The sequence below is a fragment of the Novosphingobium sp. genome, assembly GCF_027489515.1.
In the GTDB taxonomy this organism is placed as follows: Bacteria; Pseudomonadota; Alphaproteobacteria; order Sphingomonadales; family Sphingomonadaceae; genus Novosphingobium.
The window spans coordinates 42,050-66,249 of sequence record NZ_JAIXZS010000098.1; the positions used below are offsets into that span (position 1 = coordinate 42,050).

The 24,200-nt window shown below is 64.2% G+C and carries 18 protein-coding genes and 2 tRNA genes; 11 read left to right on the top strand and 9 right to left on the bottom strand.

The window, feature by feature from the left end:
- Positions 1–91 precede the first annotated feature (91 nt).
- Together Q0082_RS16715 and Q0082_RS16720 are read left to right on the top strand one after the other, a co-directional pair.
- Entirely contained in the window at positions 92–1,273 is a 1,182-nt protein-coding gene (locus tag Q0082_RS16715; RefSeq protein ID WP_298194746.1) for an ATP-grasp domain-containing protein, read from the top strand.
- A gap of 332 nt (positions 1,274–1,605) precedes the next feature.
- Positions 1,606–3,054, top strand: a complete 1,449-nt coding sequence (locus Q0082_RS16720) for a WecB/TagA/CpsF family glycosyltransferase (protein WP_298194747.1) — start codon at positions 1,606–1,608, stop codon at positions 3,052–3,054.
- Here the strand turns inward: Q0082_RS16720 and Q0082_RS16725 are convergent.
- The 6 genes from Q0082_RS16725 to Q0082_RS16750 all read right to left on the bottom strand — a co-directional run bounded on the left by Q0082_RS16725 (position 3,048) and on the right by Q0082_RS16750 (position 10,001).
- Positions 3,048–3,374: an Hpt domain-containing protein gene (locus Q0082_RS16725; RefSeq protein WP_298194748.1), complete on the bottom strand. Its 327-nt coding sequence runs from the start codon at positions 3,372–3,374 to the stop codon at positions 3,048–3,050. The genes Q0082_RS16720 and Q0082_RS16725 overlap by 7 nt on opposite strands.
- 69 nt (positions 3,375–3,443) lie before the next feature.
- Positions 3,444–5,327 (bottom strand): ATP-binding protein, encoded by a 1,884-nt coding sequence (locus tag Q0082_RS16730; protein ID WP_298194749.1) that lies wholly within the window; start codon positions 5,325–5,327, stop codon positions 3,444–3,446.
- A gap of 39 nt (positions 5,328–5,366) precedes the next feature.
- Complete coding sequence (locus Q0082_RS16735; protein ID WP_298194750.1) at positions 5,367–5,921, bottom strand: heme NO-binding domain-containing protein; 555 nt, start codon at positions 5,919–5,921, stop codon at positions 5,367–5,369.
- Positions 5,922–6,094: 173 nt separating this feature from the next.
- Positions 6,095–7,387, bottom strand: a complete 1,293-nt coding sequence (locus tag Q0082_RS16740; RefSeq protein ID WP_298194751.1) for an O-antigen ligase domain-containing protein — start codon at positions 7,385–7,387, stop codon at positions 6,095–6,097.
- Positions 7,342–8,757, bottom strand: a complete 1,416-nt coding sequence (locus Q0082_RS16745) for a hypothetical protein (protein WP_298194752.1) — start codon at positions 8,755–8,757, stop codon at positions 7,342–7,344. The genes Q0082_RS16740 and Q0082_RS16745 overlap by 46 nt, the downstream gene beginning before the upstream one ends.
- Positions 8,754–10,001 carry a polysaccharide biosynthesis/export family protein gene (locus Q0082_RS16750; protein WP_298194753.1) on the bottom strand — a complete coding sequence of 416 codons (1,248 nt, stop codon included), beginning with the start codon at positions 9,999–10,001 and terminating at the stop codon, positions 8,754–8,756. The genes Q0082_RS16745 and Q0082_RS16750 overlap by 4 nt, the downstream gene beginning before the upstream one ends.
- 280 nt (positions 10,002–10,281) lie before the next feature.
- Here Q0082_RS16750 and Q0082_RS16755 point away from each other — a divergent pair, with 280 nt between their 5' ends.
- Positions 10,282–11,709, top strand: a complete 1,428-nt coding sequence (locus Q0082_RS16755) for a sigma-54 dependent transcriptional regulator (RefSeq protein ID WP_298194754.1) — start codon at positions 10,282–10,284, stop codon at positions 11,707–11,709.
- A gap of 23 nt (positions 11,710–11,732) precedes the next feature.
- Positions 11,733–14,957: a PAS domain S-box protein gene (locus Q0082_RS16760; RefSeq protein ID WP_298194755.1), complete on the top strand. Its 3,225-nt coding sequence runs from the start codon at positions 11,733–11,735 to the stop codon at positions 14,955–14,957.
- Positions 14,958–15,414: 457 nt separating this feature from the next.
- On the opposite strand, the gene Q0082_RS16765 is transcribed toward Q0082_RS16760, so the two are convergent.
- Positions 15,415–15,488: transfer RNA gene (locus Q0082_RS16765), tRNA-Gly, on the bottom strand.
- A gap of 189 nt (positions 15,489–15,677) precedes the next feature.
- Here Q0082_RS16765 and Q0082_RS16770 point away from each other — a divergent pair.
- A tRNA-Thr gene (locus tag Q0082_RS16770) sits at positions 15,678–15,753 on the top strand.
- Between the two features lie 169 nt (positions 15,754–15,922).
- On the opposite strand, the gene Q0082_RS16775 is transcribed toward Q0082_RS16770, so the two are convergent.
- Both Q0082_RS16775 and Q0082_RS16780 read right to left on the bottom strand, forming a co-directional pair.
- On the bottom strand, positions 15,923–18,253 hold the full coding sequence (locus Q0082_RS16775) for an EAL domain-containing protein (protein ID WP_298194756.1): 2,331 nt from the start codon (positions 18,251–18,253) through the stop codon (positions 15,923–15,925).
- Positions 18,254–18,257: 4 nt separating this feature from the next.
- A complete protein-coding gene (locus Q0082_RS16780) occupies positions 18,258–18,866 on the bottom strand; it encodes a carboxypeptidase regulatory-like domain-containing protein (protein ID WP_298194757.1) in 609 nt (202 codons plus the stop codon).
- A 132-nt stretch (positions 18,867–18,998) separates the two neighbouring features.
- Between Q0082_RS16780 and Q0082_RS16785 the strand changes: the two genes are divergently transcribed.
- From Q0082_RS16785 to bchJ, 6 genes are all read left to right on the top strand, one after another.
- The gene (locus Q0082_RS16785) at positions 18,999–19,859 is read left to right on the top strand and encodes a DUF3034 family protein (RefSeq protein ID WP_298194758.1); all 861 of its coding nucleotides are present in this window, start codon (positions 18,999–19,001) and stop codon (positions 19,857–19,859) included.
- Positions 19,860–19,870: 11 nt separating this feature from the next.
- Positions 19,871–20,434, top strand: a complete 564-nt coding sequence (locus Q0082_RS16790) for a group 1 truncated hemoglobin (RefSeq protein WP_366522575.1) — start codon at positions 19,871–19,873, stop codon at positions 20,432–20,434.
- A gap of 105 nt (positions 20,435–20,539) precedes the next feature.
- Complete coding sequence (locus tag Q0082_RS16795) at positions 20,540–21,241, top strand: glutathione S-transferase N-terminal domain-containing protein (protein ID WP_298194759.1); 702 nt, start codon at positions 20,540–20,542, stop codon at positions 21,239–21,241.
- On the top strand, positions 21,238–21,858 hold the full coding sequence (locus Q0082_RS16800; protein ID WP_298194760.1) for a 2-hydroxychromene-2-carboxylate isomerase: 621 nt from the start codon (positions 21,238–21,240) through the stop codon (positions 21,856–21,858). Before Q0082_RS16795 ends, Q0082_RS16800 begins: the two co-directional genes overlap by 4 nt.
- Positions 21,859–21,933: 75 nt before the next feature.
- Positions 21,934–23,616, top strand: a complete 1,683-nt coding sequence (gene bchE, locus Q0082_RS16805) for a magnesium-protoporphyrin IX monomethyl ester anaerobic oxidative cyclase (RefSeq protein WP_298194761.1) — start codon at positions 21,934–21,936, stop codon at positions 23,614–23,616.
- On the top strand, positions 23,613–24,188 hold the full coding sequence (gene bchJ, locus Q0082_RS16810) for a bacteriochlorophyll 4-vinyl reductase (RefSeq protein ID WP_298194762.1): 576 nt from the start codon (positions 23,613–23,615) through the stop codon (positions 24,186–24,188). The genes bchE and bchJ overlap by 4 nt, the downstream gene beginning before the upstream one ends.
- The last annotated feature ends 12 nt before the right edge of the window (positions 24,189–24,200 follow it).

The following is a 24,200-nucleotide window of genomic DNA, read 5'->3' on the forward strand; positions in this document are numbered from 1 at the left end:
AGCGCTGAATATTCGAAATAATTCAAACTGGCACGGCTTCTGCTTTGAACCGGGCGCGACAACAGCTCGCTCTCCTCAATAAGGTGCCGACATGGACATTCTGATATTCGCGATCGAAGATGGCCGCTTCGGTCCCGCACGTTTCCCGCTGATGCTGCATAAGGCCGGCCTCACGGTGGCCGCTCTGTGCCCCAGCGACAATATCCTTGCGCAAAGCGATTTTCTTGGCGCGCATCATGCGCTGCCGCAGTCCCGCAATATTCGCGTGATTGCCGAGGCCATGGCCGCAGCGATCACTGCATCGCGGCCCAAGCTGGTTATCCCTGGCGACGAGCAGGCCGTAATCCTGCTTCAGGCCTTTGCCATGGGGCGCTGCTCATCCTTGATCGGGCCAGAGGCCAAGGCGATCATCGCCAGGTCGCTGGGCGCCCCGTGCATGTTTGCCGCCAGTCTCTTCAAGTCAGATACGATCGCACTCGCCCGCAGCCTCGGCATTCCCGTGCCGAAGAGCGAGACGGTGGTATCGGCCAATGAGGCTTACCGTGCGGGTGAACGCATGGGTTACCCGGTTTTTCTCAAGCAGTCCTTCAGCTGGGCCGGCATGGGCGTGGCAAAGTGCGACGATGCAAATGCCTTGCGCGCAGCTTGCAACGCCGCGCGCCCGCGCGGCATGATGTTGCGCCGCCTCGTTCGCAAGGTGCTCGGCCGCGATTGGTATCCGGCAGTCACGGCGATGGACGTCCAGTCAGGCATCGCGGGCAGTACCGCGATGTTCAGCGTGCTGGCCTGGCAGGGCCGTCTGATCGGCGGGATCTCCGGGGTGCGGCTGGCCAAGGTCGGGCCCTACGGACCCAGCACATCGGTCCGCATCGCTCACAACCAGTCGATGGCCGATGCCGCAGGCAATATGGTGGCAGCGCTCGGGATGACCGGTTTCGTCTCGTTCGATTTCATGATTCCGCATGATGGAAGCGAACCGGTTATGATCGAATGCAACCCGCGCCCGGTGCCGGTGCATCATCTGGGCAGCCATGTCGGCGTGGATCTGGCCTCAGCGTTTGCACGATTGCTGAAGGGCGAGTCCGTGGAAGGCGATCCGGCTTTTGCGGATCGCGAAATCGATGTCGTGCTTTTTCCCCATGCGCTCAATCCTGCGCTGCATGTAGCGGGCAGCCTGCTCGATATGGCCGATGAAGATCCCGGTCTGGTACGGCATGTGGCCGGCCATTATTCGGCGAAAGGGACTGATCAGCCCACACGCCTCGCTGCGTGATCTCGTCCTGATTATGTACCATTAAGGTTCATAAATCGGGTTCCAGATCGCCTCCCACCGCAAGATCAGGTTTCCCGCCCACTCAGCCCCGCATGGCTGGGTGGGCGTTGTGCTGCCTAGTCGGCTAGCAGCGTACAACTCATACTTTCTAGATATTTAGCCTTCCTTTTTTGCAATGCAAAGTGCGAACCGCAAGGGTCGCGGCTTTGCAAAGTGGCATGCAATTCGGGCACGCTGCGATCCAGCTGCGCCTAACGCATTGATACTCCAATAAAATCCAAATTGGCACAGTGCCTGCGTTGAACCCTGCAACACAATGCAGGATTTTCCAGATGCTCAAGCGATTTGATTCCGAGACCCAGTTCGATCAGGCCGATGCCCGTTTCACGTCCCTCTCACGACTTCGGCTGCCGCACGATACACTCCGCCAGGCCCGGCGCACCCGGTTGTTCGATCTTGAGCTGATGGTGTCGACGCGTCTCCATGTGGCCGAAGAGCTTGTCGCCATGGCGCGCTCCGGTGAATGCGCCACGGTCCAGTTCATCAACGCACACTGCATCAATGTCGCGCAGACCAACCCCACCTACCGCGAGGTGCTCGATCGCGCCGACTTCCTCCTTCCCGATGGTAGCGGCATGGCGATCGCCGCGCGTCTGGCTGGACGCGAACTGGGCGAGAACCTCAACGGCACCGATCTCTTCCCCGAACTCTGCCGCTGCGCTGCCGAACGCGGCCAATCGATCTTTCTGCTTGGCGGCAAGGCAGGCATCGCCGCCGCGGCGGCGCAGGCCATGCAGGCGCGCTACCCTGCGCTCAATGTTGCCGGAACCCGCCACGGATACTGGAGCGCAAGCGAGGAAGACGCCGTGGTGGCTGAAATCAATGCGTCCGGTGCGGCCATCGTGCTGGTCGGGCTTGGCGTGCCGACCCAGGAAATCTGGATCGACCGCATCCGCGATCGCCTCATGGCACGCGTGGTGATGGGCGTGGGCGGGTTGTTTGACTACTATTCCGGCGCAATTCCGCGTGCGCCGCTCGCGCTGCGCAAGATGGGCTGCGAATGGGCCTGGCGTCTGGCGCAGGAACCGCGCCGCCTGTTTGTGCGCTATGTGATCGGCAATCCCCGCTTTCTTGCCGCTGCGGCATTCCATGCCTGGCAGGCGCGTGATCTGTCCGGCCGGGGCTCGCTTGCCGTCAAGCACGGCATCGACCGCATGACGGCGGCTTTGGCGCTGCTGGTGCTGGCCCCCCTGTTCTTCCTGATCGGCGCAGCAATCCGCCTTGAAGATGGCGGGCCGGTGTTCTTTCGCCAGACCCGCATCGGTGTGGGTGGCCAGCCGTTCCGGATGTGGAAATTCCGTTCGATGGTGATCGATGCCGAGACCCGGCTTGCGGCCATCCGCGACAAATCCGAGCGCGACAGCACCTGCTTCAAGATGAAGCGCGACCCGCGGGTCACGCGGATCGGTGCGATCTTGCGCCGGCTCTCGCTTGACGAGCTTCCGCAGCTGATCAACATCGTCGCAGGCGAGATGTCGGTTGTCGGGCCGCGCCCTGCATTGCCCAACGAGGTCGTCGGCTATCAACCCGAGGCCCGCGCGCGCCTGCTCGGCAAACCGGGGCTCACGTGCACCTGGCAAGTCAGCGGGCGAGCAGAAGTGCCGTTCGAACAGCAGGTCGAACTGGACGTGAGCTACCTGCGCTCGCGGTCGCTGGTGGCGGATCTGGCGCTGATCCTGCGCACCGTTCCGGCCGTGCTGACCGCGCGCGGCGCCTATTGAGGAACCAGCGGAGCGGCGATCGCCACAACGGCGGCGATCGTCGCTTCGACGCAATCAAGAAAGCGAGCGCGAGCGTCGGTCGACGACAGATCGCTGTCCACGTGATGCATGACCGCAGCTGCACCGAAGTTGCCGCACAGCCCCTTGAGGGAATGACGTGCGCGCCGAATTGCTTCGTCATCTTGCGCAGCCACGGCGTCGAGCAGACGCGTGCTCCAATCGCGCAGGTCCGCTGACGTTGCCTCGCACAGGGGGACTACAACGTTCGATGGCAATGCCTCGAACTGGCTGAGGGTCAGCTCTTGATCAATCAGCTCCATGCATGCCTTGCCCTGTTATGAATTCGACGAAGGGGTCGTCTTTCCATCGCTGGCAAACCGACCCGCTGTCTAGTGCGCGACGTCGTCTTCCACCGGTATGCCCAGCACCCGGCTGATTGCGCGATAGAGATCGTCGATGACGATGGGCTTTGCCACACTGTCGTTGGCTCCGGCCGCCATCATCGGTTCCAGCTCCTCAGGCCGCGTGAACGCGGTGAGCGCTATGATCGGAAGTTGGGCCAGTTCGCCAGGCAGTGCCCTGATGCGGCGCGTAGCCTCGGGGCCGTCCATCACCGGCATGGCCATGTCCATCAGCACAAGATCATAGGCTTCGCCCGATCCGACGGCGTCAAGCGCCTGCTGGCCGTCTTCCACGACATGGACTTCGCAGCGCAGCTTGCGCAAGCAGCCTTCCACGACGATGCGGTTCGTCGCCAGATCCTCCGCTACAAGCACCCGTGGGACCCGGCCGTCCGCCCCCCTGAGGGAACGAACGACCGGGTTTGCGACCCGCTTGGGCACGGGGATCCGAACAACGGGAATCTCGAACCAGAAACAGCTTCCTCGCGCGGCATCGTCGACGCCAAGGCGTCCGCCCATGACCTCGATGATGCGCTGGCAGATGGCGAGGCCAAGGCCGGCACCGCCGGGCTCGCTGCCGAGCAGATTGAGCTGGCTGAATTCGCTGAACAGTTCAGTGCGCCGATGGGCAGGAATGCCGATGCCGGTATCGATGACTTCCGTGCGCAGCCAGCCGCTAGGCAAGACACGTGTCTTCAGCAACACGCCGCCTTCGCTCGTATACTTGATGGCGTTGCTAAGCATGTTGTCGATCAGCTGACGCAGCCGCACGCTGTCGGCTTCGACCCAGGTGGGCGTGTCCGGCGCGAGCACGATATCGAGCGAGAGGCTCTTGTCATCCGCGAGGTGCCGCCAGAAATCGGCCCCGTCGGTGAGGACGTCGACGAGATTGGTCGGCCCGGGAGTGAGCGCCAGCTTGCCGGCTTCGGCGCGGGCGAGATCGATGATGTCGTTGAGTAGGACGCGCAGCTGATCCCCGCTCGAGCGCACCAGCGCCAGCGTCCGCCGCTGGCCTGCGGTGAGCGTGCTCTCGTCGAACAGGCTCAGCATTCCGATCACACCGTTGAGCGGGGTGCGGATATCGTGGCTCATCATCGCGAGAAACCGCGATTTTGCATCGTTGGCGAGGTCTGCCTGCTCGCGCGCGAGCAGCAATTCCTTGTTGAGTCGCTCAAGATCCGCGAGGCGCTGCAGTTCCCGTGCGCGCAGGGCAGCAGCCTCGTTGTCGGCGCGAACCTGGCGGGTGATGTCCTGCACCGTCACGAAGATCATCGCCGGCCGGCACTGGCTGTCGACCTGGAACTGCGCCATGATGCGAAGCGAACGAACGCCTTCGCCGCCTTTTTCGGCGGGGCAGCGGACTTCGATGCGATATTCGCGCAGCGCTTCTTCGCAGGGGCCCGGCGATCCTTGGCAGGGCTGCCCATCGTATTTGATGCAGTGGTCGCGCTCAAGCCGCGCCAGCAATTCGCCGTGCATCCAGTCCAGCAGGCGCCGGCGGTCTTCGCGCAGAAGGCCGCGTACGAGCGAGCGATAGGTCTTGACTGCGGAGCCCGGCTCAAGCCCGATCATGACCTGGACCTGCGGCGAGAGTTCAAGCTGCTGGTGCTTGATATCCCACAGCATGGTGCCAAAGCCTGCCACCCGCTGCGCGTCCAGCAACTGGCGGGTTCGCCGCTCGAGGCTGGTGCTCAGCTTGTCCTGCCGCGCGGTCAGCTCGGTATTGGCTGCAGCGAGGATACGGCTTTTCTGTTCGAGCAAGTGCTCTGCAGCAGCCCGCGCCGCTTCCGCCCGCGCCAGCCGGCGTTCAAGCAAGGCAATCTGCGCCGCGGGATCGACCGGCTCAATCGCGGCCGCTACCTCGTGAGGCATCGCAAAACTCGAAAGGGGCGTTCCGGGCATCTCTGATCCCTACCCGGACAGGACGCGCGCAGGCTTGCGCACAAGGAAGCGGGCGGCATGCGGCCCGGGCGAGCCGGGATCGCGGATGACCTCGAGATCATCGCCGTAATAGTCAATGTAACCGCGCACCAGGCCATGGGCGACATCCGCAAGCGGCCGATGCGACCCGTAGCTGACGGTCAGTTCCTCGCCGTCGATCACCACCACGATGCTCGGGGTGCGCGCATCAGGGTAAAGCTTGGTGACTTCGCGGTGATGCTGCCCGTCGACATCGCGCAGGAACGTCACGGCGTCGGTATAGCCCTCGAACATCTCGGGATAGAGTTCCATGAACCGGCTTGCCAGCCAGTAGCCATAGCTGTCGGCCAGCACAGCAATCGGCTGACGCGAGATATCGGCGAGCGCGCCCATCATCGCGAGGGCGTCCGTATGGGGGTAGTTGCCGACTGTCGTGTAGACGCCGTTGCCGGGAAGGCCGGAGCGGACGATCACGGCATCTGCCACGGCGGGCGAGAAGGCTTCCTCGATCCATCGGACTAGTTCGGCAATGATAACACCCTTCATCCCGACTTCCCGATTCCACTGGCCACGGCTTGCAGCTCAAACTGGTTAAGCAAATCACATGCCAGTTGTGCGCTGAGGCTAATACCCGCGCATCTTGGCAATTGCCGGCGGATATTCTTTGCATTGTGCAAAAGCAGGCTTTGCAGAATGCAACGATCTTCGCATTCTGCATATCATGACGCAGCCTCGCCGGGCGCCCCATTGCTGCGCTGAAGGCGCAGGCCGATGCCAAGCGCCAGCAGGGCCGGCCACGTGATGTAGACCAGGACTTCGAGATTTTCGCCGAAACTGTAGAGCCAGTAGGTAAGGCTCATCGTGAGCGCCAGACGCCCATACCGGCCTCCGGCTGCTGCCAACACGCAGCCGATGAGCGATGAAACCATCGGAACTCCAAGGGCGATAACCCCCAGCAGGCCCTTGACGTAGAGCAGGCCGTACCAGCTGTGGTGGCTTCCGATCGGCATGTATTCGACGAGGTGCGGTCCGCGTTCGACAATCCCGTGGCCGAACCAGTAGGCTTCGTGCTGCCAGCGCTCGACCGCGATGCGGCCTAGCGTTGCGCGAACGCGCGACGAGGAGGCGCGCGCGCCGTTGAAGCTGCTCGAGGCTTGCTCGCTGAGCGCTGCAAGCTGTGGCAGCAGCCAACTGGCCACCAGCGTAACCGGTGCGAAGGCAAACCAGGTGTGCGCCTTGCCGAGCTTGCCCGCGAGCAGGGCGAGGGGGATGATGATCGCCAGCGCGACCAGTGCCATGCGCGATTGCGAGAGGAGGGCGATCAGCACACTCGCCGAATAGCCCGTCCAGCGCCATGGCGCCGACCGCTCTTCGCGCGCGATGAGAAAGTGGATCACCGCGACCATCCCGGCGGCCGGCGACCAAGGAGCGAAGAACTGCCAGCGCGGGGTGCCGATCTCGGGGTCGACCGTGTAGAGTACCACGGCGAAGAATTCATCGCTGGCACTGCCCAAGACCTTCAGGGGGGAGACCCACAGGATCGAGGGCAGGTGGAGGAACGGCGCAGCGAGGAACAGCGGCATCAGGATCATGGTCTGGCGGCCCAATCGGCAGACTGCGCGCGCCAACACGCTGAGCCGGATCGGCAAGACATAGCCCGCGAAGGGGAACAGCCCGAGCAAGGCCCAGCCCTTTGCCCAGCCGACTGCCGACTTGACTGTCTGGGCGCTGCCCAGGCCGAACTGGGCATGCGCGACCAGCAGGATCAGGAGCATTGCGGCCATGCCGAGCAGCCAGGCCCAGACCTGGATCGGCAAGGGGCCGGGCCGCTCGCCTTCGGGCAAGGCAGGGGCGAGATAGCAGTTGCGCGCCGCCATGATAGCAAGCGCCCAGCCCAGCAGCGGGCCGGCCATGTAGAGCCCGCCGACCAGCCAGAGCCAATAGCTCCCGCCGATCGTGAAGGCGATCAGGCGTTCTGCAGCATTCGGCGCAGGATCGGTTGGCGTAGCCATAGGAGTCCAAAGGCAAGGAGGGTCATCAAGGTCGCCGCGAGCGCGCCGGCCAGAGCAATGATCGCCGAAGGGCTCGATGGCGCCTTGGGCAGCGAAGGCGCGGCAAGCACCTGCACCAGCGGGTAGGACGCGAAGGGGTCCTGCTTGTTGGTATCGAGCCGGGCAAGCGCGGAGGAGAACACCGCCTCGGTCACGCGCTGGTCGCGCTGGAGATCTGCGAGCTGCTGGGCCTGCAGGATCAACTGCGGGGCATCGGCCCGGGCGCGCGCCAGATCGCCGTGGAGTTCGGCGAGCGCGCTGCGCGTACCTGCCGCCTGCGCATCGCTGGCACTCATCGCCTGCATCAGAGTCGAGCGGCCGTCACCCAGCTGCAGATCGGTCTGGCGCAGCAGGGCCTGTTCGGAAAGGCCGGTCAGCTCCTGCCCGCGATGCACCAGCGCAGCGCGCAGCTGCGCGCTCTCCGCATCGGCCTGAGCCCGTGCGCTGTGCTGGGGGCCGAGGGTTCCCGCCTTGAGCTGGGCATCGGCATTGGCGGCAGCATACCGCTGCGCAAGTTCCGCAAAGATCGGATCGCCCTTGAGCCGCATGATCACGTTCGCACCGCCGGGGCTGGCACCGAGCGTTCCCGAAAGGCGCGAGGCCGTGCCGCCCTGCATGCGCATCTGTACGCGCAGATCGCGTTCCTTGTCGCGGATCGTGTCAACCGAGGCGATCCGGCTGTTGAACTGCTCGAGCGTGGCAAGGCCATGGCTGGCCTGGAACTCGATCAGCTTGCGCTGCGCCGCCTTCACCTTGTCGGAAAGCTCGCTCAGATGCGCAAGATCGCTTTCCTCGCGCTTCTTGGCCTCATCCGCACGCAGAGCCGTGAGCTCCTCGACGAAGGCCTGCTGCAAGGCCATGGCGCGGCGATGCGCACCTTCGGCACTATGCGCGGTGATGCTGATCGCGATGAGGTTTGTCTGGTCCACGAGCTTTATGGTCGGTGTCGGGAACGTGTCCTCGCTCTCGTGCGCGATGCGCGCTGCGGCCCGCAGGGTGACATCGGCCGTCAGCAGCTGCTTGTAGTTCTCGGTCGGGCTGAGCGTGGAACTGGCGAAGGCGGAATTGCTCGTGCCTTGTGCCTGACCGATCGATTCGACGTTGATCGAGCTGCCGACACCCGATCCGGGCAGGATCAGGCTGAACTGGCTCGTGTAGCTGCGCGGCACGGCGATCAGATAGAGGGCGGTCAGGATCCAGATGGAGGCGATCACCGGTCCGATGATCACAAGATAGCGCCGGTAGCGGCCTACCGAAGGCAAGCCGTTGCGAACGAAACCCCAGATCCGGACGAGCCGCCGGTCGGGCTGAATTTGCTGTGCGAAGTTCATGGCTTGAGATTCTTTGCAAGAACCGCCGGCCCGAGCAGACTGCCCACGACGCCCACGGCATCGACAAACGTCATCGCCGTGCTGTCGTAGCAGGCGATCGCATCGCCGGGCATCAGGTAGGGATCGACCTCGTCGCGATCGGCATCGCGGACGAGGGCCTCGACCTTCCGGGCAATGACCACCGAATGGCCGTTGACCGGATTGCGCGAGATCAGCACCGCGCTGCGCCCCGCGTTGAGCGCCGAGCCGCCGACGCAGTTGGCCGCGATCAGGCCCTGCAGAAAGCGCGTGCCATAAGGCAGGCTCGTCGCATCCCGGCCGATGGCGGAAGCTGCATTGCTGGCCGCCGGGCGCGAAAGGTTCGACATGTAGACGCGGATGCCCGGTGCGGTGACGGGGCTGGGGCGGACCAGCTTCTGCTGGAAGCAGCCCTTGGACGGAATGATGATGCGGTCGCCGCGGGCAAGCTGCGGATCGACAGGCAGGCCGCCGGTGCCGTCGCTGCCTTCGACACCGCCCAGCACCGGGCTGAGATCGATCCGGGCATAGCGATCACCGCGCACGAGGTAGACGGCATCGAGCGCTGCATCTGGGCGCAGTCCGCCCGCCGCCCGGATGGCGGTTGCCAGCGATCGGCCATTGTTGAAATCGCCCAGAGCCGGGTTGGCAACTGTCGTTGCGCGCGCGTCGGTGGCGCGTTCCCCCGCGACGATCACGCCCGGCTCGAACACCGCACCTTCGACCGACACCGAAACCCCGGCGCGCTCGGTCGGCACAAGCCGGAGATTGTTGGCGATGTCGCGGATCAGGCCGGCTGCAACGAGCCTGCTGCGCACCTCTTCAGACACGGCGCCGCTGCTGCGCCCGGCCGCAGCGATTGCCCCGATTCCGTTGATCGTCAGGCTGCCGTTCGCCGCAATTACATAGTCGTGCGAAAGCACATCCTTGTCGCCGCTGACATCGAGCCGCAGCCGGTCACCCGGCCCCATCACATCGGGGAACGCGGCCAGCGCCTCGGCCGGTTCCGCCGCCAGTGCGCCGAGGGCGGCGGGCAGCTGCGGGGTCAGGCAGCGCTCTGCACGGGCAGTCTCTTCGAGGCGCTGGGTGGGTTGATACTGGGCACTGGCCACATTGCGGGGCGTCGGCATGGTCGCGCAGCCGCTGGTCAGGGCGAGCACCATCATCGCGACGATGCGTGGCGAGCCCTTCAATCGGGTCAGTGTGGGGCGAAGCATCTGGGACATGGGAATCTCCGGGGTTTGCCCCAGCATGGCAATCCCTGTGCCAGTTCCCGAAATCTGATGGAATTGCGCTGTTTCGGCTGAATCCGGGCCGATTCCCGTTTTGCAATCGCGCCTTCTTCGCATTTTGCAAAGGCCAGGATTGGCATTTTGCAAACATCAACATTCGCGAAATGCGAACGAACTGCTAAGGAAAGGTCCTTATGCTGCCGTTCATGCCTTTCGCGATTTGGCACGCATCCTGCTTAGTTACGCCGGAAACCTACTAACTCTGGTACCGTTCATGACCCGCAAGCGCATCCTCATCGTCGAAGACATTCCTGCCCTCGCTCTCATGTACGCGGGCCATCTCGAGAAGGCCGGCTACGAGGCGGTTGTCGTCGATACCGGGGCTGCCGTCCTGCGCGCTCTGGCGCAGGGTGAGGCCTTCAGCGCGCTGCTGCTCGATCTCCAGCTTCCCGATATTGACGGTCTCGAACTCCTGCGCAGCAATGTCGATCTGCTCGCAAAACAACCCGTCATAGTGGTTACTGCAGACGGCTCGCTGTCGCGCGCGATCGAGGCCATGCGGCTTGGGGCATACGACTTTCTGGTCAAGCCCCTCGCAGCGAAGCGCCTGCTTGCCGTTGTCGCCAGCGCGATCGAGGCCGGACCTACACTGGTGGCTCCTGCCCCCGCACAATCGGCAGATCCTCGGGCGCCCGTCGCCACACCGGGCGGGTTTGTCGGCAGTTCGGGGGTGATGCGCGAGATCTACCGGCAGATCAGTTGCATCGCGCGCAGCCGCGCAACGGTGCTGATCACCGGCGAAAGCGGGACCGGCAAGGAAGTCTGCGCCGACACCATCCACCGCGAATCCGGGCGCAGCAACGGCGCCTTCATTGCCATCAACTGCGGTGCGATCCCCGAAAACCTCCTGGAATCCGAGCTGTTCGGCCACGTGAAGGGCTCGTTCACCGGGGCCGTCAGCGATCGCATCGGTGCAGTTCAGGCTGCGCATAAGGGCACGCTGTTCCTCGACGAAGTCTGCGAGATGGCCCTGCCGCTGCAGGTCAAGTTGCTGCGCTTTCTGCAGACCGGCACGGTCCAGCGCGTCGGCACCAGCAGGGTCGACGAAGTCGACGTGCGCATCGTTTGCGCCACCAACCGCGATCCGCTGCGGGAAGTGGCCGAAGGGCGCTTCCGCGAAGACCTTTACTACCGCCTCGCGGTGGTGCCCGTCCACATGCCGCCGCTGCGCGATCGCGGCAACGATATCGCTGAACTGGCCGAGACCTTTCTCCAGCGTTTCGCGCGCGAGGAAGGCAAGCACTTCGGCCCGCTTGGACCAGCGCAACTGGCGGCGCTCAAGGCCTATCGCTGGCCGGGCAATGTGCGCGAACTGCAGAACGTCCTGCGACGCGCGGCGGTCCTCTGGGATGGCCCGGACCTGCCCCTGTCGGCGCTTCCGGCCGAGCCGGGCGCGGTGCCAGTGCCGCTCTCTCCCGCGCCCTTGCCGGCTGAGGCTTCCGTGGCCGCCGCCGCGCCGCTGCCTGATCTTGCCGCCGCCTTTCGCGGCATGACGCTCGACGAGATCGAGCGTCTCGTGATTACCCGCGCGATCGAGGACGCTGCCGGAAGCCTGCCGACCGCCGCCAGAATGTTGGGCGTCAGCGCCTCGACGCTCTACCGCAAGCGCGAGAGATGGGCGTCGACCGGCGAGGCTGCATGAACCTCGCGGCGAGCGGACCCTCGATGAACAGAGCGCAAGGCGCGCGCGATGGGTTCATTCTCGTGCTGTCGCTGTTCGAGGCGCGGTTCGTCTATCCCAATGTAGACGCGCTCACCGTCATGCTCGTGCCGTCGGTGATGCTGGCAGCTGTGTTCGCGCTCGATTGGCGGAGGCCATGGACGCAGATCCTGCGCATGCTGCTTGCTTCGCTATTCGGCCTCATGCTTGGCGGCATTCCGCCGGCAAACGCGGCTGTTGCTGCTCTCCTCGCCGGTTTGCAGGCCGTGATGGGCGGCGCCGCACTCAAGAAGCTCGCGCCGGGTGGTCTTGATCTGACCATGCCAGATGCGGTGCTGAAGCTTGGCATTGTCGCCACGGTGATCGCGCCGCTGTTCAGTCTGATATTTACCGTGTTCATGCTTTCCGTGCAGCAACCCGGAGGCGCGTTCGCTGCCATGTCCGAGTTGTCCAGCCTCTCGGGCCTTCAAGAAACCAACGCATTCCGATGGGTCCTGCCCAATGCCATCGGCATTGTCATTGCTACGCCGCTCTTCCTCGGGTTGCTGGAAGACCGCTCGTTTCACCTGTCCAGCCTGCTCTCGCTCCGGCGGGCGGCAGGGTTTGTGTCAGTCGCCGCGCTCACGGCACTCGTCTTTCTGAGCGGTGGGCACACCTACATCTTCTTCGTGTGCCCCGCGCTGGTCTGGGTCAGCGTCTCATTGGGAATCCGCGATACCGCCGCAGCGCACTTGCTCTCCATCCTGATCGCCACGGTGGCGGTTGCCTTTGGCAACGGCCCGGCCGACGTGCTGGCGATAGCGCCCGAGGGCCGGTATCTTTTCATCGAGACGGCGTATCTTTGCTGCTACGGCTGCCTCCTGCCGATCGCGGCATCGATGGAGGCACGCCGCCGTCTCGAGCAGGAGCTTGCGCAGACGCTGGCCTTCACGTCCGAGATCCTCCACAACATGCAGGAAGTCGTGTTTCGCACCGATGTCCGGGGGCGCTGGACGTTCCTCAATCCGGCATGGGAGGCGATGACCGGCTTCACCGTTGCGGAAACGCTTGAAGGATCGGGCCCGGCCGTGCTCGATCTTGGCGATATCGTCGAGACGCTGGTGCAGTCCGAGCGGTCCCGCGGGGCCGAACCCGACGAACTGCGCACCCATCGCAGCTTTGCACGGCGCGACGGAGAGATCCGCGAAGCGGACATCAGCATCCGCCGGATCACCACGCCGGACGGACGGTTCGAAGGCATCGCGGGCAGTATTCGCGATGTTTCCGACCAACGGCGCTATGTTGTCGCGCTGGAGGCCAGCGAGCAGCGTTTCCGGCAGCTGTGCGACACCTCGCCCATCGGCATCCTGCGCTGTGATCGCCATGGCCTGATCACCTACGTCAACCAGCGCATCGAACTGCTCGTCATGGCGCCGGCCTCGGCGATTGTTGGCAAACTCTGGTCCGAAGTGCTCGGCCTCGCCAACACCCAGGCAATCGATCAGATCAATCACTCGCTGATGACCCCGGGTGCGGTCTTCGAGAACGAGATCAACTACATCGACAGGTCCGGGCTCAAGCGCTGGCTGACCTTCACCGCAACCGGTGAGTTCGAGAACGGCTCGCGGCTCAGCGGCTATATCGCCGCGGTCACCGATGTGACCCAGCGCAAGGCGAGCGACATAGAACTGGCAAGCCGCACCCGTGAGCTCAGGCTGGTTACCGAGAACATCAATGACATGGTGTTCCGGATCGGGCTCGACGGTCATTGCCTCTACGTCACGCCTTCGGTGCGTCAGGTCCTCGGCTACGATCCGAACGCGCTTCTTGGCGTGCCGATGCTGATCCGCATCCACCCCGATGATATCGGGGCTGTCCGCACCGGGTTCGACCAGCTCCTCCAGGGCAAGGTCGACAATCTCAGCGTGGCCTACCGGGCGCTCCCCGCGAAGACCGAAACCGAATACCGCTGGCTTGAGGCCAATTGCCGGCTGCTACGGACCCGCAAGGGCGCCCCGCACGAGATTGTCGCTTCAGTGCGCGATATCACCGCGCGCAAGCTGCTCGAAACCGATCTCATCGAAGCGCGCCACCGTGCCGAACAGGCCACTGCCGCGAAGAGCACATTCCTTGCCAACCTCAGTCACGAGATCCGCACGCCGATGAATGGCGTGATCGGCCTCTCGGAACTGCTTCTTGATCATCCGCTCGACGATACCAGCCGAAACTATGTCCGGCTGATTTCCGAATCCGGCGCGACGATGATGAAGCTGCTCAACGACATTCTCGATATCGCCAAGATCGATGCAGGGCGGCTGCAGCTGTTGGCTGAGCCTTTCAATCTGCACGATTGCCTTGCCGATTGCATGAGCCTGATGACCGCCAGCGCGGTTGGCAAGCGGCTGGCGCTCGATCTCGATATCGCCCCCGATGTGCCGCGGTCGATTGTGGGCGACAGCCTGCGCCTGCGCCAGATCCTTGCAAACCTCATCGGCAACGCCGTCAAGTTCACCGAGACGGGGCAGATCCGGCTTTCCGCCCGAACTGAAGGGGACCAATTGGTGATCGCGGTGGACGATACCGGGATCGGCATCTCGCAAGCTGCGCAGGCGAAGGTCTTCGAAGACTTCGGTCAAGGTGAGGAAAGCATTGTCGCTTCCTACGGCGGTACGGGTCTGGGCTTGCCGATCTCGCGCCGGATTGCCGAAGCCATGGGCGGAACCTTGACCCTCAGGAGCGAGCTTGGTGTCGGTACTTCCCTGGTACTGCGGATCAAACTGACCCTTCCGGACGCCGCGACCGTTTCCACCACGCTACCTGCCCCGGCGCCATCCTTGCCCGAGCTGCCATCGATGCGCATTCTTGTTGCCGAAGATGGCCGCACCAACCAGCTGATCCTTACGGCCATGCTGGAAAAGCTGGGCCATCGTGTAACATTGGCGCAGACAGGCGAAGAAGCGATCGCGATGGTTCATGAGGCCATCGCCGAGACCCAGCCATTTGGAGTGGTTCTCATGGATATCCAGATGCCGGGAATGGACGGCATGACCGCAACCAGGTTGCTGCGGGAAAGCGGCATTACCGCCGGAATGCTTCCGATCATTGCGGTGACCGCGAACGGCTATCAGGAAAGCATTGACCAGTGCCTTGCGGCCGGGATGCAAGGGCACCTCGTGAAGCCTGTGCGAAGCGCGGAGATCGCGGCCGAACTTGCGAGGGTCGCCAATCAGGACGCAAGCTGCTTCCATTAAATATTTGTTATAAAGCCAAAAAGTTTCCATTCTCGCGCTTCGGTGATTTCCCGTCACGCTGACTTGGAGGATCTGAAAGCAAGTCGGAATGACAGATGAGAAGGCGATGGCCACACCAGGGCAGAGCCGCGGGGCCAGATCCCGGGTGATCCGATCCCAACAACGTTCGCGTCGCAGAAGCCATCCGGCTGACTGGCATAAGCAGGTCGAAGCGCTGCGAACGCATTGCCTCCGACGCGATCGGGACGATCAAGGTCTGCCGCTGCGCTCATACCGATGACCAGCCTGCACGCTGAAGCGTTTCGGAGCGCTCTGCAGGTGCAAGAACGTCTTCCAGAACCCCGTTGGGGCAGGATGCAGGCGCAAATCTATGGCTTCCAGCGGCCTCGCAACCCTGAAAACATCCGAGGTTCCTGTGAGACACAATGATGCGGGTGAACGCCGGTGGACTGTGGCGTGGAGCGGGTGAAGGGAATCGAACCCTCGTATTCAGCTTGGGAAGCTGCTGCTCTACCATTGAGCTACACCCGCGCGGGCAACTCCCGATGGAGCGGGAGGCAGTGCCTGCGGCGAACGCCGGACCGCCGTATGGCGGGATCGCCCGCATGCATCAAGCCCCTTTGCGCTCCGCGCGCCGCGCTACCGCCAGAATCCGTGCAACAGAATCCCATTGCCTAGCGCCCGGCCTGTAGCTAAAGCGCGCCCCTGCCCACACGGCACGCCGCTTTAGCTCAGTCGGTAGAGCACATCATTCGTAATGATGGGGTCAGGTGTTCGAATCACCTAAGCGGCACCATTTCCACCTCCGCCAATGTCCGCGTGCGGTTGAAAAATCCCGGAAATCTGCCATAAAATCGACTGGCTCAGCCAGAAGTTTCCGCATAAATCCGTCTGCATCCAGACGCATTTGGGGGCCTTTTGAGTAGCCGCCTTGATGGGGCTCCCGGATATCCCTTGCAGCGTGCCTACCCCGCTGCGCTTGCGGCTGTGGCCCATTGCTGGTCTCGGTTCAGTCGCTGGACCAGGCCGGCAACCTCGCTGGACGGAACCGGGCGGCTCACCAGGTACCCCTGGATGAGATCGCAGCCCTCGTGGCGCAAGGCTTCCATCGTTGCTTCAAGCTCGACCCCTTCGGCCAATGTTTCGATGCCAAGTGCCGCTGCAAGCGTGGTGATGGCACGGATGATCGCGGTTGCGCTCGTGTCGCTGCCAAGATCGCGCACGAAGCTCTGGTCGATCTTGAGCTTGTCGAACGGGAAAGAGCGCAAGTAGCTCAGCGAGGAGTAGCCGGTCCCGAAATCATCAAGCGCGATCCGCACACCGAGGCTGCGCATGCTGTGCAGCATGGCGAGGGTGCGCTCCACGTTGCCGATGAAGATGCTTTCGGTGATTTCGAGTTCGAGCCGGTGTGCCGGAAGGCCCGAGGCGGCGAGGGCCTGGACGATGGTCTGGGCAAGGACGGGGCTGGAGAACTGGCGCGGCGAGATGTTGACCGCCACGGAGAGATCACCGGGCCAGGCAGCGGCGCGCGCGCAGGCATCGCGGATGACCCACTCGCCGATCGGCACGATGAGGCCGGTTTCCTCGGCCAGCGGGATGAATTCGGCGGGACTTATCAGGCCGCGCTCAGGGTGGTTCCAGCGGATCAGCGCCTCGAAGCCCTTGAGGCGCTGCTCGGCCATCGAATAGAGCGGCTGGAAGTACAGTTCGAACCCGCCTTCGCGCACGGCGCGGCGCAACTCCAGTTCGAGCTGCCGCCGGCGGCGTGCTTCCTCGTCGAGCGCCGCCTCGAAGAAATGATAGGTGCCCTTGCCTTCGCTTTTGGCGCGATAGAGCGCGAGATCGGCATTCTTGAGGAGTTCATCGCTGCTGGCGCCATCCGAAGGTCCGACCGCGACGCCGAAGCTGGCCGTGAGCTGCACCGTTCGGCCGCCGATATCGACTTCATCGTTGAGCAAGGCGTGGATCGAGCGGGCAAGCGAGGCCGGATCGGCGCCTTCGCCAAGGCCGGTGACCAGCAGGCCGAACTCGTCACCGCCGAAGCGGGCAACCATGTGATCGGGGAAGTGTTCCTGCAGGCGCTGGCCGGCCTGCCGGAGCAGCGCATCGCCGCAGGGGTGGCCGAGCGTGTCGTTGATGATCTTGAAATTGTCGAGATCGACAAAGACGACCATTGTGCGCGAGGTCGGCGTCTGCCTGGTAACGGCGCGGTCGAGCTTCTCGATGAAGAAGCGGCGATTGGGCAGGCTGGTCAGCCCATCGTGCAACGCGCTGTGCACAATCTGGCGCTCGCGCTCCTCGATCGCATCGACCATCGCATTGAAGCTCTGCGCCAGATCGGCGACTTCGGCATCGCCCGTGATCGCAACCTTCGAGACAGTGCCGCCCGCATAGCGCTGCGCAGCTTCAGCGAGCTGGCTGAGCGGGCGGCTGATGCTGCGCGCAATGCGGGAAGCAAGCCAAAGGCCGGCGAGTGTGCCGACGAGCGCGATGACCATGAGCGCGGTGTTGAGCGCGCGGTAGGCCTGCATCGCCTTTTCGAGCGAATGGCTGAGGATGAGGCGCGGCTCGATCCCGCGCTGAAGGCTGGGGAGCGCAGAGAGGCGGACGAGTTGGCGGCCTTGCGGAGACGGCAGTTCGCCGATGCTGCCGAGGCCGAGCGCCCTTTGGGCAGGGGCCAGCGTGGTCGCAGGGGCGACCGAGGCCTTGATCGGCACGGCGGAAAGGCGGCCCAAGGCTTCGAGATCGCGCGTGCCGAGCGGCTGGGCGAGGATCAGCCAGCCGGCGAGATCGGGGGTCTCGATCGGAGCCGCAACCGCGAGGCCGAGCTGGCCCTTGAGATCGATCACGCCGCTGGCGCCGCCCGCATCGAGTGCCGGAAGCAGCGCCTTGCCATCGAGCGCAGGGGCACCGGGGCTGGTCACCACCGTGCCGTCGAGCATGACGACGGCGGCGACTTCAGCGCCGGTCCGCTCGCCCAGGCTGGCAAGCGCGGAGCCGAGTGTGGCGCGGTCATTCAGGGCAAAGGCCTCGCGGAAACCGAAATCGCGCGCGACGACCATCGCGGCATCGCGCAGCTGCCCGGCGCGGCTGGCGATCAGCTGCTCGAAGACGCGGGCATTGGCGGCCATGTCGCGCTCGGCAACAGCGTGGGCGAAAAGGCTGACCCCGCTACCCGCGACTCCGACGGTGACGGCCATGACGCCTGCGAGCAGTGCCATGAACAGCGCGGCGATGCGCGCGCGCAAGGTGCGGGGGCGCAAGGCGGCGATGCGGGTAGCAAGGGCGAACTGCATCGGATCAGCGCATCTCTATCGTGACGCGCGCCGGGGTGCCGGGCGCGATGGTGACGGTCTGGACGGTTTCGCCGGAGTTGCTGCGCAAGCGCGGGTGCCAAATGGTCACGCGGTAGCTGCCCGGAGCAAGCCCATCGATCTGGCCGCGCCCGTTGAGATCTGTAGCGGTGGCATATGGCGTGGCGACCACCCGGATGTAGCCGCGCATCTTGTCGTGAATGTTGCAGCCGAGCGCCACGGTGCCGAGGACCGGAAAACGCTGCGAACGTGTCTGGTCTCGGCCATAGAGATCGATCTGGAAGCGCGCGGGCTTGGAAAAGCTGTAGATGCTGTGGCGCACCGTATCGAGATTGGGGAAGGCGACAGAGGAGCCTTGCGGCACGATCAGCGTGCCGGGGACGAACGTCTGGTTGCGCTGCGCCATGGCATTGCGCCACGGGAAAGCGAGCGCGCGCATGCTGCCCGCCGGGGGCGGAACCTCGACCACCGCGCCTTCGACGGGAAGGCCGCGCTGGTCGAACACCTGCACGATGGAGATCTGCGGACCAGACGCCGAGACCCCGATCAGGCACAGCAGTGCGAGGGGCAGCCGATAGACGAAGCGCAGGACCATGTATGCGGTTTCGCACGGTTTTCCTAAGAACTGGTCAATCCCGCGGTGTGCTGCCTTTACGAATCTGCAAGTCGGTGCGGTTAATGGTGGCGCATGCGAAAGAGCCTTGTCCGCCTTGCCGTTGCCTGCAGTATGGGCACGCTGATCAGCAGCACCCCGGCAGCGGCGCGCGACCTTGTCAGCTTTGATAGCGGCAAGCTCATCCTGACCAACGGCATCACCACGATAGAAGGCAGCGGCGGCGGCGGCCTTGCCACATGGGCTACGATTTCAGGCATGGGGACAAACCGCGCGTTTGGCGTTTCGGCCCATGTGACCGGCGTGGAACTGCCTGATTTCCGGCTCGATACGCACGGTATCGCGATCGGCATTCGCGACCGGGTGGAGCTGGCCTACGCCCGGCAGAACTTCAACACGCGCCAAGTTGGCGCGGCGCTGGGGCTGGGGCGCGGGTTCCAGTTCAATCAGGACATCCTCTCGGCCAAGGTGCGGCTTGCCGGTGATCTGGTCTATGGTCCCGCCTGGCTGCCGCAAGTGAGCATCGGCGTGGAGCACAAGCGCAGCCTCGATGCCGCGATCGTGCGTGCGGTGGGCGCCAGGTCTTCGGCGGGTACGGATTTCACGGTGAGCGCGACCAAGCTGTTTCTGGGTGCGAGCGTGCTGGCGAATGCGACGGTGCGGGTGACCAAGGCCAACCAGTTTGGCCTGCTCGGTTTCGGCGGCGACAAGCATGGCGCCGGGAGTGCCGGGCGCAGCGTGCAGTTCGAAGGTTCGCTCGCCTACATGCTGAGCCGCCGCCTTGTGGTGGGCGGCGAGTGGCGGACGCGGCCGGACAACCTCGGGATTGCACGCGAGGATGATGCGAAGGATCTGTTCGCGGCCTGGGCGGTGACGCGGAATGTGACAGTGACCGCTGCCTATGTCGACGTCGGCTCGGTCGCGACGTTTGCGGGTCAGCGCGGCGGCCTGCTTTCGCTGCAAGTGGCCTATTGAGAGAGCCGACGATGATGTTTCTGCTGCCCATGCTGATCGCCGCCGCGCCGCTGGCCGAACCGCCCGTCGAAGCGCCTGCGCCTGCGCAGACCGAAGCGCCGGTCGACTGGGACAAGGAGTTTGGCGTCGTGCGCAAGGAGCGCGATCCCGTGACGGGGGAGATCCCGGTCGATCCCTATGTGCAGGGCGATGCCAATGCGGGCGCAAGGCCCTATTCCGGCGATGGACTTGCGCGGGCCTTTGGCGGGCAGGCGGGCATTCGCCGGATCACCGACCGCGCCCTCGAACTGAGCGAGGCGGACCCGCGGATCAAGGCGATCTTCGAGGAGCATGACATGGTGCGGCTACGGCGCACCTTGTTCGAACAGGTGTGCTATCTGCTCAACGCCGGGTGCACCTATACGGGCCGCGACATGAAGACCGCGCACAAGGGGCTCGGCACGACACGCGCCGACCTCAATGCGCTGGTCGAGAACCTTCAGCGCGCCATGCGCGAGGCGCGTGTTTCCTTCGCGGCGCAGAACCGGCTGCTGGCCAAGCTCGCACCGATGGACCGGGATGTGACCGAGCGCTAGGCGCACCGGCGCCGTTTCCATCAACGTGGGTCGCTTTTGTGCGGCGTTGCATGTGGCGGGCTGGCGTGGGATGCCTTGCACCGCTGGCCAGATGCAGGAGCGGCGATGATCGAATTGTTGACTGCGCCCACGCCGAACGGGTGGAAGATATCCATCATGCTCGAGGAATGCGGGCTTCCTTACGAGGTGGGCTGGATCAACCTCGGCAAGGGTGAGCAGTTCGCGCCCGCGTTTCTGGCGGTCAGCCCCAACAACCGGATTCCCGCGATCATCGACCATGAACCGGCAGATGGGGGCGAGCCAGTGCCGGTGTTCGAGACCGGGGCAATCCTCGTCTATCTGGCGGAGAAGACGGGGCAGTTCCTCCCGACCGATCTGCGCGGGCGCAAGGCGGTGCTGGAGTGGTTGTTCTGGCAGGTCGGCGGTCTGGGGCCGATGCTGGGGCAACATGGGCATTTCCGGCTCTATGCGCCTGAACGGATCGCCTATGCGACCGAGCGCTACCGCAATGAGGCGCTGCGGCTTTATGGCGTGCTGGACCGGCAATTGGCGCGGGAGGAACACGTGGCAGGGGCCGATTATTCGATTGCCGACATGGCCTGCTTCCCGTGGATCCAGACGTGGAAGGCGCAAGGCATTCCGCTGGAGGAGTTTGCAGCGCTTAAGGCGTGGTACAACCGGCTGAAGGAGCGCCCGGGCTTGCGGCGCGGGATGGCAGTGGGGCGCGACCGGATCAACAAGCGGCCGCAGGACGATGCCGAAACGCGGCGGGTGCTGTTCGGGATCAAAGACGGAGATGGGGCATGAGTGTGCGGGTGGAGTTTTTCTACGATCTGTCTTCGCCCTGGACGCGGCTGGCGTTTCACAACTTCCGCGAGGGCATTGCGGGCCGGGATGTGGCGGTGACCTGGCGGCCGTTTCTGGTCGGCGGGGTGTTCAATGCGGTAAACCAGAGCGTCTACGAAAGCCGCGCGAATCCGGACAATCCCAAGTTCCGCCTGAGCTTCACGTGGCTGAAGGAATGGGCGCGTCTGGCCGGGCTCAGGATGAACTTCCCCTCGGAATTCCATCCGGTGAAGTCGGTCCATGCGATGCGGTTCTGCTGCGCGCTGGAGGATCGGCCGGAGGATCTGCTGCGCTTCAGCGAGGCGACGTTTGAGGCTTATTTCGGGGATGCGCGCAATATTGATGATCCTGAAGTGCTGGTGGATATCGCCAATGCAAGCGGGCTTGATGCCGCGGCGCTGCGGGCGGCAGCGGGCAGCGATGAAGTGAAGGCGCGGCTGCGCGCGAACACCGACGAGGCAATTGCGCGCGGTGCCTATGGTTCGCCGACGATCTTTGTCGATGGCGCCTTCATGTACTTCGGCAATGATCAGTTGCCGCTGGTGATGCAGCGGATTGCCATGGTGGAGGCCGGCTGAGCGCAGTTGCGCTGGATCAATGTTCGAGTGTCCAAAGTGAGGGAGCTTCGATCTGTCCAATTGGAGTGACAGATCATGCGCATTCTTCTCGTTCATCCGAATTACCATTCCGGCGGCGCGGAGATTGCGGGGAACTGGCCTCCGGCCTGGGCGGCCTATCTGGCGGGTGCCCTGAAGGGCGCAGGCTACGATGACGTTCATTTCATCGATGCGATGACTGATCATGTGGATGACGCAGCGCTCGAAGCGCGCATCCGCGAACTGAAGCCCGATGTGGTCGGCACCACCGCGATCACGCCCTCGATCTACAAGGCCGAGGAGACGCTGAAGATCGCCAAGAAGGTCTCGCCCGCGATCATCACGATGCTGGGCGGCGTGCATGCGACTTTCATGTTCAAGCAGGTGCTCACCGAAGCGCCGTGGATTGACGTGATCGTGCGGGGGGAGGGGGAGGAAATCCTGCTCGAGCTGGTGCGCGCGATCGACGACGGGCGCTGGCCGCTGGCGCGCCACGCAATCGAAGGCCTCGCCTTCCTCGACGGGCAGGACATCATCGCCACCAAGGCCGCACCGACGGTGAAGGATCTGGAAAAGATCAAGCCCGACTGGGGCATTCTGGAATGGGGCAAGTACATCTACATCCCGCTCGGCAAGCGGGTCGCCATTCCCAACATGGCGCGCGGGTGTCCGTTCACCTGCTCGTTCTGCTCGCAGTGGAAGTTCTGGCGCGACTATCGCATCCGCGATCCCAAGGCCGTGGTCGACGAGATCGAGACACTGGTGAACGATCACGATGTCGGCTTCTTCATCCTTGCCGACGAGGAACCCACCATCAACCGCAAGAAGTTCATCGCCTTCTGCGAGGAGCTGATCGCGCGGGGCCTGCCGGAGAAGATCCAGTGGGGGATCAATACCCGCGTCACCGATATCCTGCGTGATGAGGAATACCTCGCGCTCTACCGCAAGGCGGGCCTCGTCCACGTCTCGCTCGGCACCGAGGCGGCGGCGCAGCTGAAGCTCGATCTGTTCAACAAGGAAACGACCGTCGAGCAGAACAAGAAGGCGATCCGGCTGCTGCGCGAGGCGGACATTCTGGTCGAGGCGCAGTTCATCGTGGGGCTGGAGAACGAGACGGCGGAAACGCTCGAAGAGACCTACCGCATGGCGATGGACTGGAAGCCGGACCTCGCCAACTGGTCGATGTACACGCCCTGGCCGTTCTCCAACCTGTTCGAGGAACTCGGCGACAAGGTCGAGATCCACGATTTCGACAAGTACAATTTCGTCACCCCGATCATCAAACCCGCCGCGATGGACCGGGCCGAACTGCTCGACCGGGTGATGAACAACTACCGCCGGTTCTACATGCGAAAGGCGCTGTTCTCCTATCCGTGGCAGGGGACGGGATACCGGCGCAAGTACCTGCTGGGCTGCCTCAAGGCATTCCTCAAGGCGGGCTTCCAGCGCACGTTCTATGATCTGGGCCGGGTGAACTACTGGGGCCCGCAATCGAAGAAGGGCGTCGACTTCAAGTTCGACAGGACCCGCACCAACCACCGCGCTGAGACGGGCGACTGGAAGGCGGCGGCAGAGACCAGCCGCAAGGCGGCCAAGCGCGAGGCGGTGGTCCACGAAGCAGCGGGCGTGATCAAGGCCTGCGGTGGCGGGACCGAGCAGCTGACCGACGAGGAAGCCGATGCGTTCAAGGTGGCGCCCACCCGAGGTGACGCGCCGGGCCGGAGCGGGGCGCACATATGACCGCGCCGGCCGGAAAGGTCGGCCCCAACGCGATCATCCAGCTTGCCGATGTGCTGGCCGACCGGCTGGGTCTGGAGGAGCGCGCGGCGGCGCTGCGGGCAGCGGGGCTGGCGCACTATCTGGCGCGCGATCCCGAACGGATGACCGACGAGCGCGAGGCTGCGGCGCTGCATCTTGTGGTGCAGGCGCGCCAGCCAAGCGATTGGGACGAGCTTTCGTGGGAGGCGGGTGAGCGCACCGCCGAGTACTTGCTCGAGAACCGCATTCCCAAGGGCGCGCAGTGGCTGCTGCGGCGGCTGCCACCAGCGTGGTCGGCGCGGATGCTGCTTCGGGCGATCCGCGTTCATGCCTGGACCTTTGCCGGTTCCGGCACCTTCGCGGCGCGGATGGAGCGGGGCGCGGCGGTGATTTCCATCACGGACAATCCCATCGCCATGCCGGGCTGCCCCTGGCACCGCGCCGTTCTCACGCGGCTATTTCGCGAACTGGTCAGCCCTCGCGTGCTGGTGCGGCATGAGCACTGCTGTGCCCGTGGGGAGCAGGCCTGCAGCTTCGTGATTGGCTGGACCTGATCCCCCGTTGAC